Consider the following 14319-nt stretch of genomic DNA (forward strand, 5'->3'; position numbering starts at 1 on the left):
TTAAGACGGTTATCGACCAGCTCAAGCCGTTCCGGTGCGGCCGCCAGAACGTCCGCTAACGCCGGAACCGGACCTTCGTCCGCTGGATGGTTGCCGGTCGGCTGCGCGCCCATCCAAGCCGTTCAAGTGAAAAGTTTGCGCGACTATGAGCGAACACTCTGCTTATGACCGGGGCCGAGACAACACCGTCGTGGTTAAATACAACGGTACAGTCCGATTTCTGACAAGCGCTCTCATACCTCCGCGAGGCGTTTCACAGTCCGCAGGTAAGCCAAGCCTGAATTCTCTTGCACCAGATCGAAGTTGTGCTGCCACACTCGCTCCAAGTCAGGGAACGAGGCTCGCGCCGCTTCTGGGCCTTCTACCGTCGCGATGTTCTTTCGGAAGGCTTCCAATACTTGGCCCTTACCATCCACCTCACCTTGGTATTTCCCCGCTGACGCTACGTAGCCAGCCCACCTGACCGGTCTCAGTTCGCCGTTGCTTAAGAGCGCCTCTCGCCCCATATAAAGCTCTATTCCTGCCGCTTGCCCGTTTACGTCTAAGATAGCTGGACCACTCGGTCCCACGGTTGGATACGCCTTGGCCACGTCGCTGTCGGGATAGCGCGTAACGATGATATTAAACGGAAGCTTCAAGGCTCTCGCCAGCTCGTAGGCCTGGATGCCCGCAGTGTCGTTGTCGAAGATCGCCAGAATGCGCGACGTGGATCGTGCGGCTGCAATCGCCTTGAGGAATTTTACGAGGTAGTTCGCGCCGCCGTCTACGGATAGCTCCGCGTGATTGAAGAACGAGAAATAATCCATCAGGTCTGGGTGCATCGCCCCTAGCCCAAGCCTGAGCGCGGTCAGGTCGCTGCTCCCCTCAGCCATGACCATAGTGGGAGCGAGCATCTGAAGTTGACACGGTGCATTCTCCCTCGCCCGCGAGCAGATTGGCTCATGCTCGTCGACGTATTCGCCAAGAAGATCGCTGATATCGAGGCGGACTTCTTTTATATCCGACACCGCATCCAGCAGCGCGCGCAACCCTAGATGGGAGCCGTAGCCAGCGAACCAAAGATAACCATCGTCGAGTTCGTGAAACTGCTTCCTGAATGGGTCGCTGGCAAAATCGCTTTGGATCCGGTCATAGTTGGCGATGCGGAGCGCACCTGAGGCAAAGCGGCACCATTCCTGATAGGTCAGACCGTTCAATCCCTTCAGCATCTTTGCCGCGTGCTCAGACATTGCTTCTCGGTCGGACCACCCCTCAGTGTTGTCTCGCCATTGCTCCTGTTCCTCAGTGAGCCAAGTTTCGAACGCCCTTTGAACGGCCTCGTCCGTTGCTCCTAGAATCGATAAGCGGCGTAGGATAACATCGCGGCTCGCCGCATATTCGACACAAAGGTCGGGATCTGCGCCAACCTCTTGGGTTGGCCTCGTTTCGCGCCTATCTCGCTCTTGAAAGAGCGCAGCCCAATCACCGGGCACCTCGGATTTAGATTCACAGATGCTCAACTTGTCAAAGTGGATTCCGCAGTAGCTACCCATCCAACACGGATCCCTTCGATGCTGGTGCTTTCCAAAGCCGCTCGCCCGTCTTCTCGTCGCGCCATGTCACAAAGTCGGGATAATCCCTTTCAACGGCCAAGAAAAGAGCGACTGTTTCGTAGGTGGGGATGAAATACAGCCGCTCCTCCTTATCCCGATCGCTGGTAAAGAGATCTCCACTCATGTCTCCCTCGAACGCTGCGCTCCCAACCACAATGAAGCTATGGATAAGGCGATGGGCGACAAACAGCGCGTCGCGCTGCTCCTTATGTCGGTCTTCTAGGTCGTAAAGTTCCCAGAATTCGCTTCGATTATACCAGTCGACGATAGGCGCGTCTGGCTTCTTAGGAAACCAGTCCAGCGACATCTTTGTCGCCCGTGTCTCGTCGCTCACTTTGGCGGTTGATTCGAATAGCTTCCTAACGGAGTAACAGCCAATGAACAGGTCGTGCTCATACTGAGCGCTCTGACGCTCGGTGAGCGTTTCCTTCTGACTATATTTCTCGATCCTATCCGCCATCTTTAACAGCAGCTCTTTCCAGTAGTAGCTTTCCCAAATCACCGTCGACAGTTTCTCTTGCTTCTCTCATCCCTATACCTGGGGGATGACAAATCAAACTACCCTTGGAGCCACTAGAAATGCTTTGTGCAGCACGTTCGACCTTGGAAGCAAAATGACTGGTCTCTCTAAGGAACAGTTCATGGATGCCATCTTGCATCGCGCCGTCCCCGACGAAAATGGTGCCGATCCCCGGGATGGGATGCATGCCCTTTGGCGACAACTGGTCGGCAACCGATTCCGGCTGAGTGTCAGGTATCCTTGTAATCCGGCTCCCATCCGGTCAGTCGCCTATCGGCCAGTGTCGTGCATTCGTCGACGGATCGTTGGCGGCTCTGGGAATGGCGGATGTTGGATATGAACCTGCCATTTTCGGCCATGAACGCGAACGGCTGCAATGTCCCAAACTCAGTATATCGCTACTCGCCTAACAATGTCGGCTTTCGGGAAACCATCACATCCGCTTGGGTATCTGAAATGTAGGCGTAAGCAGCAGGTCTGCTTACGCCTACATGTCGGACGTAGGGCACGGCGACCTGCATTTCCGATAGCGGACATGGTGACTGAACGAGAACTTAGCGGCCTACGTGGGCCGTTAGCAGATCATCAACTATTGCGTATCTAATCGTCAGAATACATGTGCTATCATAAGACATGCTTGAACAGCCACTTGATGCAATTTCCCTAGAAGACATCAAAGCCCTTGTAGTCTATGCGCGGTGTGAGGGGCCAACTCTTGACTTCAAAGAAGCCTTCCCCGCTGCCGACCATAAGGGCGTCAGAGACTTTCTTGCCGATGTGACAGCATTCACCCATCGAAGCCGGGACGGGAAGCGTGTGCTTCTGGTCAGTCAATCACCGACGCGGCGATGCCGATCTGGCATGGAGCATCGGGGGCATCAACAATCAAGGTAATAAACTCGTCCGACCCAAACATTTCATTCCCGAGTTCTAGGGCATCGTCCCATTTACGGTCACGCGGCTGAGGAACCATGAGATTGAAGTCTTGGATCGCGATGCTAACTTTCACCGGCACGAAGGACTATAGGGTCATCGCTGGGGACGCTTGGGTCAGCCAGGCCGCTTGGCGGCAGAATACTGCCTACCTTGGCGAGGTCATAGACGATGCGATGACCCCTGGGGTAATTAAGCCATTCAGCCAAGGCTTCTGGCGGTTGTTCGACGAAGATCGCGTCCCGCAACTTTGCGGCTGTATGGTATGCTCTGACTGTCTGACTAAAGAATAGTATATTGATTCCACGTATTATTATTCTCTACAATCTGCCGAGAGCACAATGATCTGGACTAAAAACCCCCGAGCTCAAGCCGAATTATCAGGCGCAGACGGTCGATCTCGAGACAAAAGTGGGTTGGTGCACCGTATACAGTTTACTATTCCTTGGCTGCATCTGCATAAATTGAAGTATGGCGACTTCTATCGATCTCGTCATTGAAGGGCGGCCTGAAAATTTCCAAGGCCCGCGCATGATAGCCTCGCTCAAAAGAGAACTAATATGTTGCGAATAAAAATCTACCCTGCTGGAAATGGGGACGCGTTTCTTCTCAGTGCCGCAGGATCAAATGTACTTGTCGATGGTGGCTATGCCCGAACATTTGATGAGTATATTCAGTCGGATCTTTTAGAGATCGCACTGAGAGGCGAGCGTCTGGATCTGGTCATCGCAAGTCACATTGACGCAGATCATATCTCTGGCCTTATCCGGTTTCTAGCGGTAAACGAAAAATCTGCCGAGCCGAAGGTAGTTGGTATCGAAGATGTGTTGCACAATAGTTTGCGCAGCCTGACTGCGGTCAACAACGCGCCTATTCGGCCAGAAGATCGCTTGATACTCGACGCAATTAATCGACGGGGGCACCCGGCGCATGTCGATATATTGTCGAACGACCCCAAAGAAATCAGCGCGCGTCAAGGGAGTTCGCTTGCCTCGCTGATACGCCGTGGCGGGTATCGATGGAACAATCATGACGGTACGACGAGTATTGCCGTCGAACGCACACCCGTGTTCCAATTTGCGGGAGGCAATATCCGCGTCATTGGCCCATCGCAACAACGCCTCGACGGACTTCTGAAGTGGTGGAAGGGGCGGCTGCGTCAAATGGGATACAGCGGCCCAACAGGATCGGGCGACGAGATAGACGATGCCTTCGAGTTGATTTGCGAGCATGCAGGCGAAAGTGCCGTATCGCGCCCCATCCATGTGTCAGCTCGAGAGCGAAAAACCCTCGAAGAAGTCTACGATCCCGACGTTTCAATCACGAACGGCAGCTCAATCACGACGATCATTCAACTTGGCGGCGCTCGTGTCTTGATGCTCGCAGATGCTTGGGCAGAGGATATTGTTCCAGCGCTCCAGACGCTCCAGTCAAACGGTGCCTCAATGCTCTTTGACGTGATTAAGATTTCCCATCACGGAAGTCTGCGCAACACAAGTCCTGACTTGCTCCGAATTGTCGATGCTCCTAGGTACATCGTTTCGTCGAACGGCAATGCGCATGGCCATCCTGACATCGAAGTGCTTACGGCCATTGTAGACCGGCCGGCATCGTTTTCCCGCACAATTTATTTCAACTACCCAACACCAGCTTCAGCCCTACTTCGCGATCACGTTTCTAAGAGCGGGGTACCATTTATCGTGGATGACAATGCTACGGATTGGATCGAGATTGTAGGACAAACAGATGATTGATGCCCAGATTAAGCTTGCAACTTGCGAGGTTAAATGTGACGGCGACACTGGGACCGGATGGTTGGTCACACCTTCCCGAGTGATCACGGCTCGTCACTGTGTGTATGAGGCGATCTCTACTCAGGCACAGATTAGCGTGCATTTCGATCATGAATCGGCCTCTAACGAAATCATTGCGAGCGTGATTGCAGACGATGAGAGCCTTGATGTATGCATCCTTGCGCTCGCCCGAGAGGTCGACATTGCTCCGATTATTCTTGATGAGAAGCTCCCAATACAAGGGAGCCAATTCACAGCCTTTGGCTTTCCAGTAGCGAAGCTCTCCGTCGGGCACAGGCTGGAAGGTTCAATATCGCAAGTTCTCGACACACCGAGATTAAATCTAGATCTCGATCTTCACGTAGATATGTCGTCCGCACTGACCAACTATGCTGGTATCTCCGGCGCTCCGCTCATCTGCGGCGGTCATGCTCGAGGCATGTTGCGCGTTGCAATTGACAAATCATTGGGTGCTATATCTGTCGCCAGAATGTCGGCCTTTCTTCAAACGCACGCCATACCTATTAAGGAGCTCCCAGAGCAAGAGGCTGACGGCGAAGTGCTCGCAGCGCGTCAAGTGTTCACCGAGAAATTTGAGTTGCTTGTCAGCACTTCGAGTCATGGATATGTCTTCATCGAAGGTGCCCATGGGATTGGCAAATCAACATTTTGCGACCGGTATCGTCCACTCAACTCGAGCCTTGAGCATTTCGAAACCTACAGTTTTACCCCCCATAGAGGGGCGGTCAGTCCGATGCACCTGGCCCAACCTGAAGTGTTCTTCGACTGGCTCAACACTGTAGTCTCGTCTCACCTGACCGGTCGAACTGGACGTGTCTCCGCAAAGAGCTACCCAGAACTCATTGTTGGAGTATCGGAACTTCTGGAAATTCTTGGGCAGTCGTATGTATCTCAAGAAAAGATGGCGGTTATTTTCGTGGATGCCATCGACGAAGTCGCAAAGCTGGGCCAAGGAACACTTGACCAGTTTATAGGGCTGTTGCCATCTCGGATGCCTGCTGGCGTGTCCATTGCGTTTTCGGCTCCCAGCTACATTCATCTTTCTACCGCGTTGGGTTCAAGGATCGAAAGTGGGTCATGCATTGCGATGCCCCCGTTGGAGCCAAGATCTGCGCGTGCCTTTTGCTTGGATAACCTTGTCCCAGAACGAGTATCCGCTGCGGCGGTCCGCATCATTTGCGAGAGAGGGCAAGGCCACCCTCTTTATCTTCGGTATCTCGTTGATCTGGCGAATTGCGGCACAGATGACGAACATCTTGCTGTGTTGCCGTTGATTAACGGCAGCATTCGCACGTACTACGAGACACTGTGGCCCCAGCTCTTGGTGGATCCAGAGGCCGTTAATTTGCTAGCAATCATTGCCCGCCTGCGATGGGGAGTTCCAACACAGGAGCTTGTTGAAATCCTGCAAGAGGCAGAGAGGTTGGCGCTCGTGAGCACGCTCGCTCGGATCCAACACCTGCTGCTACGTCACGACGAGACGACCATCTATCACGCATCGTTTGCTGACTTCCTAATTGAGAAGACTGCATTGCGAGAGTTGGACGTACAACGTCGGTTGCTGGAGTATTGTGCGTCGCGTCCGGATACCGACTATGGTACGCTCAATATCATTTACCACGGGCTCAGAAGCGGCCCATCTGAGGAGGCGCGTACAGTGACGATGTGCGCGCAGGATTGGGTTGACCGATGCGTTACGTTGGGAGCCGAGCCGGACGCATTGCTCGGTGACGTGAACGAGGCCTTGGCAACTGCGACGCGCCAAGGAAGCTTGGTCGAGGCTGTCCGCATCCTTCTGCTTACCCAGCGCCTTCAATTTCGCTACGATACTCTGTTAGCTCAGTCGGCGGATTTGGCTGCAGATTCCTTTCTAGCTCTTGGTAAGCCACAGGCTGCTGTGCAGCATGCGGTTCGCTATGGCCACTTAATTATACCATTGCAAGATGCCTTGCGTTTGTCGCTGCAATTGATAGCGACAAACGAGAGTGCGACTGCTTTGGATCTTCTCGAAAAAGCCGAAGCGATGATCGAGTGGGAACTTGCCAAGCAGGGGCTGACAATCTCGAACTTCATGATTCTCTTTCAGTTTAGGGTTCAACTGCTTCTTCTCAAGAGCCGGGCCGGTGACGAAGGCGCCATGCAAAAGCTCATGATGTTCCAAGGATCGTCGGCGGAAGGCATCAGGGATAGCATCTCAGACAAAGTCGCTCGCGAACAATGCTTGTCTGAACTTACTGGGTATTTTGGCGCAAGCATGGCGTGCATTGCGACGCAGTACATACCTGTGTCCATTTTGCGGGAACACTTTCCAAGTTTAACAACCCTGTTGGAGCCGATTCTCATCCGACTCCTAGCCAGCTATCAAGTGTATTGTAAGCATTTTGGCGTGGCTCCTAGTCGGAGTTTGCTGCAAAGTATATTTGCCGACGTGCAATCGCTCCGAGAAGATCACAAGACGCAAGACAATAAGCCCGACCTTGGTGAGGTCGATGCCTTGGTGGCGCTGGGCGCACCAGTGGCACTTGTGCGAGTTCTTACTGACGGGCACTTTGGTCAGCTTGGTCCTGTGCAGTTCATCGCGACAGACAACGTCAAGATGGACGTAAGTCTGTTCACCACTCGGATGGCGCATTGGCGACTGGCGTCATTTCTCGAAAATGATATTCCTTGCCCAGAGACCGCAGAGATTCAACCGGATGACTGGGGGAATGGAGTGGACCTGCTTTGTCGAGCTCTGGCGTGGTGTGATGGATCCGGGCGGCGCGCAAAGGACTGTGACGATGGGGCGAGCTTGGATGAGGTATGGTTTAATCTTGAGCAGCACGTCTTCAAGCACCTGCAATTCTTGCTGCAGCATCGAGTGAAATGGAAAGACAGCTACGGTCTTCCTGAGGCAGTTTTCCCCCATATCTACGAAAGATTAGTGGGGTTGCTTGTCAACGTATTTCCCGAGCGTATCGGCTACATGTTGTCCTTTGTGGAGCAGCGTTTCGAGGATCAGTGCGGCCTTTATTCCGAAGGGTTCCGGACTATCTTGGCAAACCTCCTGTCAGAGGTAAGCCGGATGACATTGGAGACAGCAGTCGGCGATCAAGCGTTTGGATTACTTCAACGCTGGCGGGACTATGTGCTGGCAAACGTGAAAAATCGATATGAACTGGTCCCCGAACTGCTGACTCTTGTTCCTATATTTGCCCAATTCGATGCGATGGAGGAAGCCTATCGTACTTACCAAGCCGTCTTGGCTGTATCGATGGGGCCGAGTTGGTACAAAGAGGATCAGCTATCGTTGATGACTGGGGCACTGGAGCACGTTCCTCGGGATGAGGTCTTGCAGAAAGGTCTATTGTCCCGCGTCGCGGGGAACCTGGAGGCTGCGGGCGGCGAGATGACGTTCCAGCGCTTTGTCAGATATGACAAGGCTTCACTCATTGGTGTTCTCAGTCAGCGGGGAGATTTTTTAGGCGCGGTGCGCTACTTTCAACGTCAAACCTGTGGGACGGCAGAGCAGCTGCTTGCAGAAGCTACGGAAGGAAGCATTGATCGGGTTTCCCCTCTCAGGGGCAACCGCTTCCCCGGTTGTGCGCTGGATGAGCAGGATGCCTTGTACCGAATACTTGAATCGGCAACACCTAGCGCGCATTGGCCGCTGTGCTGGGCGCTATTGGAGATCTACCAGTTCGGTGATCACCGGCATCTGAAAAAATCAGCAGAAGCGTACGCGCGTTTGATGACGCAAACGCACAGTCAGAGCGACACTCAGAGGTTGATGCTTCATCGCCTGAAGCTTATCAGCGAGTCTGAGTTCGACGTCACACAGCGGCAGGATTTCATTTCTTCGTTGCGGGACAACCTGCAGCAAGAAGTGGTGGAGGCGTTCGCAGAGCTTTTTGGCGACATATCGCACTCAGGTGAAACTGCGGCGACACCTCCCGAGGTAACGAGCTTCGCGGTCGTTCACGACACACCCAGCGAAGAAAAAGAGGAAAATCAGGCGGCTGACGAGTCGGTGCGGGACGCTTTCGTCATGCCAGGCATGTTTGGAACGTCAGGATCGATCCGAGAGGCGGACGATGCACTGGCGCGCGCCGAAAGGCTGCTCGCACGAGGGAGTATATCAGCAGCTCACACAGAAGCGATTGCTGCGCTGGGCCACCTTCAGCAAGGTGGTTGGTCAATCTGGGGAAAACCTTTGTCAAGTGCAGCTAGAGCGGAGAACATCCTGCTGCTGCAGGCCCAGTCGGCAGACGCTGTCGTAAAACTCTATTCTCCGCTCATTCTCAACGAGCGATATGATGAGAAGTGGCGTCGCGCCGACCATCTGATCAAGCGACTTGCATCTATTGCGACGCCCAACGAGCGCGCAGCCTTAATTTGGCAGACCGTTGAACATGTTGAGACAATGCTTGGCGATACTGCGGCGAAGGCACGTGAATACGGATTCTTGGATGAGGTCTCTGCATCGGACGCGTCAGCCGCCTTGGTCGAACTTCTGCTTGCTGCTGTGGACCATCCGCAATGGCTACGGCGTGACAAGGCTGCCGAACTTCTTCTATGGCTTCTTGAAAGCTTCCCGCAATATGTCCCGATGTTGGGGGCTAATGCTTTCACAATGACTACCGGCAATCTGCCCGATGTTCTCTGTGGCGTGCTCGATCAACTGTCCGCGTCGAACGCCACTCTGCTTTGGGATCGGTTGGCACCGACAATCGACCTTGCCGATATTCAGCGTAATTGCAAACACGTCGGACGTCTTGCAGTATTGATGCGGATAGCGGATCGCGCTGCTCGCAAGAGTTCGTCAAGTGCGACCGAAGCCTTGAAGAGCCTGCAAGCGACTGCTTTTCAAGCAGTCGATGGCGACGCCGATGCCTCTGCTGTACCTTGCCCAGCATGGGCGCATGTGGTTGAGGACGAATGGGCCGAACTGGCCGCAATGGGTCTTGCAACGTCAGCCCTCGCCGAGCGGGCGGCGAATGAAATTCGGGAAGCCTGTGCCCCTCTCTTGGTTGAGACAAGCATTGAGCTGGAGCAACTGCTGGCTGAGGGTTTCAGGGACCGCTCGGATCATCCTTTAGGCAGATGGAAGGCGAAGGTCCGCTTTGCATTGCAGGTAGCGGTGTTGCCTATCATTTCAAAGGCGCTTCTACCGCGTGTTGAGCAAATATTTCGGCCGTACAACCCTGTCCAGCTAAGGCGATTCCGAATTCTCGGGTTTTCGTCTCCCGCCAAGGTCTGGATGGCCAAATTGACGCGACCTGAAGGCGGGTTTGTGCCCATGAAGGGAGATGAAGTTTACTTGGATTTCTTCGAACGCATTTGGGACGGAAGGCATTGCCGACTGTTTCGGATGACCGCGTTCTTCCATCGGTGGAATGTGAGCCCTGTTCTTCCATCATCGGCCACAGAATTTCTGTCGACGGATTTTCCAGAAGCGAGGTCCGCGTTGGATATGGAGGCCTGCGCTAAAGTGAAATATCGACCTGCATTCTTCGGCAGCTTTACGCCAGCGAGTCCTTCGGCGGCTCTTATGCGAATGACTGGTGCGGTCGGCAGCGATTTGTCACGCGCGAATTGGCGAATTGGCAGGGCACCCGAAAGCTACGGTGCAGGTCCGGAGCACGAGGGGTGCTATTTAGCAATCAAGCGTGGCGCTTTGCGCTTGCCCCCAGGTATTGAGATCGCCTGGACGTGCGAGATCAATGGAATTCCGCTTGGAATTATGAGTTGTTCAATATAGGTTTACCCATGAACCCTAGAATGAAAACAATGGACACACCCAAAACGCGGGCGGAGTTCGAGCTTCGATTTAACTTTCTTCGTGAAGTGCTTCAAACCGGCAAGATGCACATTCCGTCAAGCCTATTAGAGAGCTTGTTGAAACTCAGGCATCTACCAAACGGTCGACTAGACTTTCTCAGTGTTGACGAAATGACGCGTCTGCAGGCAAACACGATGTTTCAGTTAGCGGATTTCAAAATAGGCATTCAGGAAGAGGAAGCGCAAGATTTTGTCGGAGATGAATAGCGCTCTTAGCGCGCGTTCAAGCCAGAGCGCGTGACTGAGCCCGTGGCCGGAAGCCGGGGATATAGAGTGTAGAGTACCGGCGCGGTCTCATTGGGTAAAAGCTAGTGCCAGAAACTATTCATTCGTTGAGCTAAGATTTTTTTGTGTTTCACAAGCTTGCCAAAGGAGTGCGGCTTGGGAGTAACGTGTCTTTACTTTCTGGACGCCAGATAAATCTGATCATGCCGCATTTTCCTTGGGTATATGGCGTGGGGACGACAGGCGGCTCTGAGCGGCATGGTTTGAGGGCCCCTTAACGGAATTCAATGGAAAGATGCTCCGAAAATCTACGGTCCTTATAAGACTTTATACAACGGCTTGAGCCAGTGGAGCAGCTTGAGTATCTTTGACAGAATTTTTGTCGTCCTGGTGGAGTGGGCTGGCCGTTCCAAACACCTGATGATCGAGGCGACACATCTGAAAGCACACCGGACATTCGCCTCAACATTTAAAAAAGGCTTTTCTCCCGCAACATCGAACGGACAAAGGCAGACTTAATTCAAAACTCTAAATTTCCCATCTGTTTCGCAATTGGAAATTTAGTTTACCCTGCATATTGAAGCAATAAGTGTCAGCTACTCGCGGATAGAAACGAAGAGCAGACCTTCTGCCCCCCATTGTGGTCGCCGAACTAGGATCTATGTGACCTTCTCGGAGGCACTCGACAGCACAGTCCCACCTTGGATGCGAATCTTGAGGATCTGACGCTCATCTTTGATCTGCTCGAGGTCAAAAATAACTTCCAGCGGAAGTAGGTATCGCGACATGAAGTCAGGCGTCTTGTACGTCTTGAATATCAAATTTTCAGCATAGCCGCCGCTGTGAATGTTGAATGACCCGCTCAGGACTTCTGTCGTTTCAAGACCGATCGCAGCGTAGAATTTGGCGTGTGACTGCTGCTTGAAGAACGCATCGTCCGAGTCGAGTTGCTCGAGCATTGGAGCGAGGATACCGAACTTTCGAAGCGTGGCGATGTCCAGCCCGGTGTGCTCCGCCGCTTGCAGGAAGCCATTCCATGTTCCGCGGCGCGTGACGAGCATGGTCCGGCGCGGTTCCGTGTGCCCTAGGACGAGATTCCAAAGGTCCATCCGGTCCTTCTCTCGACCAGCATAATCTAGACCGATAAATGGCACAACCAGCATCACGACTTGATTTCTAGCGCGCCATCTCAATAAAAGCTTCTTGAATATTTGGATGCACTCGTCGCGCGAGTAGATACCATCGACATCTAGCAAACGTGCCGTGTCATCGGGCCCGGCTAAGATGAACTTAGACGCTTTGTCAGGGAAGCCGTTTGCCTCGATGTAATTATGGAAAAACGACATTTCGTGCGTAGAACAGTTGCATCGAACCTCGACGTCGACCCGGATAGCATCTGCCTTGGTCTCGTGTCCTTTCATGTAAGAATTGAAGTGATGCTTAAGCGCCTCATTGATAGCATCTAGGGCCAGTGTGAGTTCTTGGTAAGCAGAGCCCTCAATGTCATCATCGCATGCTTGGCATTTGTAGATCGCCCGGTCTCCCAGATCGAACAGAGCGCCGTCGTCCTTTGGGTCGCTCTGTATGAGTGGCAAGATATCTGAAAATTTGTCGTCTAAGGAAAGGCCGTGCGCTACGAGAACGTCGTGCATGTCTTCGAGATCGTCATTCCACATAGCGACGACCTTCCCACCGCTAACGACCCGGGATGCGTCGCTCGGGTTGGTCACGGCCATGAAGGACTTCGTTCCGCAGCCATCGCAAGAGATGACGAAACTGCCGCAATCATTCATGCCACCGATGAAGCGGCCGATCGACACCTGAATTCGTTCGCCGCATCCCGTATTTCTACAGATCGCAATCACATTCCTATAGGATACGTCCACTTACCGATTTCCCACCTTTGACAATGTGCAACCGAGGTTCATCAGGCGGCGGGGCTGTCAGCAGCCAATGTGTACATCGATCCCACGGGAACATTATATGCTTCAACTGGCCGTCAGCAACTAGTCGCTATCTCGCTTGCGTGGTCCAAACCTAGCCTGTTCGTAAACAGGCCAATCATGCCAGGCGCGAGATGTCATGTTTTTTGTCAGCTTGCCCGAAACCGGACTGTCCGTTTCCCCCCCCAAAAAAGCGACATTTATCCGCCCTACGACTCACGTCCGGAATCTACACACATCTCCACCCCAACGCCGAGCAAGTGTCAGGCTGTCGCGTTCAAAAATCGCGGATTAGCCACCAATCTTTGCTCTTATCGCGCAAGCCTCACAGCCGCCCGACCTCCCGGCAGATCCCCAGAAGATGCGCGAGCTTCTGATTGAGCACGGCGCCCAGAACAATGACGCCTTCCAGAATATGGGCCGCCTCACTCTCGGCTTTCAGACCATCGAGCCTGCTGCGGAGCAGATAATGCTCGAGTTCCACCAGTCGCACCACCTCATGCAACCCTGCGTGCAACTCTTCCAGTCGAGGGTCCCGGTGAGAGGACAGGGACAGGCCATGCGCATCGTCGGTCATGAAAACCCCTTGGACAGAACAGTCGGGATATGCGAGCATCCCGCGATGACCTACGAGGCTCCGCGTCACCGTTTGATGCAGAAACATACGTTTATCCGACTATATATTCAAGCGTATTTTCGCCTAAATACAGACATCTCTGGTTCAGGATGTCTGCATGGCCCGATCACGCCCCCGAAAGCGCCCCCTCATGGATGACCAACTCACCCTCCTCCGCGAGCGCGGCGAGCGCCTGCGTCAAGCCGCCCAAAGCATCGGCATCACCCACGCAGCCAAGGCCGCAGGCGTCCCCTATACGACCCTGAGGGATTATATGGGCGGTAGTGAGATGAAGCTGTCGGCTGTCGCATCCCTCGCCCGGGTTTGTGGCGTCTCCCTGGACTGGCTTGCTTTCGGCGTTGGGGATGCCCCCATCACAGCGTCTCATGCAGCAGGCTCCTCTGAAGCCCCGACGCGTGGCGGCCACCAGACTGTCATCCCCTGGATCGATGATCGCGATGAGGGTCTGCGCGTCAGCAAAGCCTGGCTTGAAGCCACCGTCGCACGTGAGACGACCGGATTAAGACTGATCAGCGTGACGGGCGATGCCATGACACCCACCCTGCGGGAGGGCGACCTCGCCATGATCGATACGTCCAGCATCAACGTTTAGGGCGGTGCTGTCTTTGCCTTACGCGTCGAGGGCAACATTCTCATCCGTCGTCTTGAGCGACGTCTGGGCGGCGGGATCCGTGCACTCGCAGATCATGATCGCTATCCCCCGCAGGATCTCTCACCAGACGAAGCGCAGGCCCTGACACTTCTGGGGGAAGTGATCTGGTCAGGCGGACCGCTGGTCAGTTAGGCTTGCCCAGGCAGATAGAAACGTCTTATGTGATTAATCGCGCCATTCTAT

Annotated in this window: 8 protein-coding genes and 1 pseudogene; 4 read left to right on the top strand and 5 right to left on the bottom strand. The window is 53.8% G+C overall.

What is annotated here, in order from left to right; translation table 11 throughout:
• Positions 1 to 233 precede the first annotated feature (233 nt).
• The 3 genes from R5H23_RS04450 to R5H23_RS04460 all read right to left on the bottom strand — a co-directional run bounded on the left by R5H23_RS04450 (position 234) and on the right by R5H23_RS04460 (position 3127).
• Positions 234 to 1532: a HEPN/Toprim-associated domain-containing protein gene (locus tag R5H23_RS04450; RefSeq protein WP_317214551.1), complete on the bottom strand. Its 1299-nt coding sequence runs from the start codon at positions 1530 to 1532 to the stop codon at positions 234 to 236.
• Entirely contained in the window at positions 1525 to 2094 is a 570-nt protein-coding gene (locus R5H23_RS04455; protein WP_317214553.1) for a hypothetical protein, read from the bottom strand. The genes R5H23_RS04450 and R5H23_RS04455 overlap by 8 nt, the downstream gene beginning before the upstream one ends.
• 844 nt (positions 2095 to 2938) lie before the next feature.
• The gene (locus R5H23_RS04460; RefSeq protein WP_317214555.1) at positions 2939 to 3127 is read right to left on the bottom strand and encodes a hypothetical protein; all 189 of its coding nucleotides are present in this window, start codon (positions 3125 to 3127) and stop codon (positions 2939 to 2941) included.
• A 478-nt stretch (positions 3128 to 3605) separates the two neighbouring features.
• Here R5H23_RS04460 and avs1a point away from each other — a divergent pair, with 478 nt between their 5' ends.
• The 3 genes from avs1a to avs1c are packed head-to-tail and all read left to right on the top strand — an operon-like array spanning position 3606 to position 10886.
• The gene (avs1a, locus tag R5H23_RS04465) at positions 3606 to 4799 is read left to right on the top strand and encodes an AVAST type 1 anti-phage system MBL fold metallo-hydrolase Avs1a (RefSeq protein ID WP_317214556.1); all 1194 of its coding nucleotides are present in this window, start codon (positions 3606 to 3608) and stop codon (positions 4797 to 4799) included.
• Positions 4792 to 10599 (top strand): AVAST type 1 anti-phage system protease Avs1b, encoded by a 5808-nt coding sequence (avs1b, locus tag R5H23_RS04470; protein WP_317214557.1) that lies wholly within the window; start codon positions 4792 to 4794, stop codon positions 10597 to 10599. Before avs1a ends, avs1b begins: the two co-directional genes overlap by 8 nt.
• A 20-nt stretch (positions 10600 to 10619) precedes the next feature.
• Positions 10620 to 10886, top strand: a complete 267-nt coding sequence (avs1c, locus tag R5H23_RS04475) for an AVAST type 1 anti-phage system protein Avs1c (RefSeq protein WP_317214558.1) — start codon at positions 10620 to 10622, stop codon at positions 10884 to 10886.
• A 677-nt stretch (positions 10887 to 11563) separates the two neighbouring features.
• On the opposite strand, the gene R5H23_RS04480 is transcribed toward avs1c, so the two are convergent.
• Positions 11564 to 12790, bottom strand: coding sequence for a hypothetical protein (locus R5H23_RS04480; protein ID WP_317214559.1), 1227 nt, complete (start codon positions 12788 to 12790; stop codon positions 11564 to 11566).
• A gap of 382 nt (positions 12791 to 13172) precedes the next feature.
• Positions 13173 to 13424: a hypothetical protein gene (locus tag R5H23_RS04485; RefSeq protein ID WP_211510326.1), complete on the bottom strand. Its 252-nt coding sequence runs from the start codon at positions 13422 to 13424 to the stop codon at positions 13173 to 13175.
• Positions 13425 to 13614: 190 nt separating this feature from the next.
• Between R5H23_RS04485 and R5H23_RS04490 the strand changes: the two are divergent.
• Positions 13615 to 14268: pseudogene (locus R5H23_RS04490) on the top strand (helix-turn-helix transcriptional regulator).
• The last annotated feature ends 51 nt before the right edge of the window (positions 14269 to 14319 follow it).

It is taken from the genome of Gluconobacter sp. GP1, assembly GCF_032913585.1.
GTDB lineage: Bacteria > Pseudomonadota > Alphaproteobacteria > Acetobacterales > Acetobacteraceae > Gluconobacter > Gluconobacter cerinus.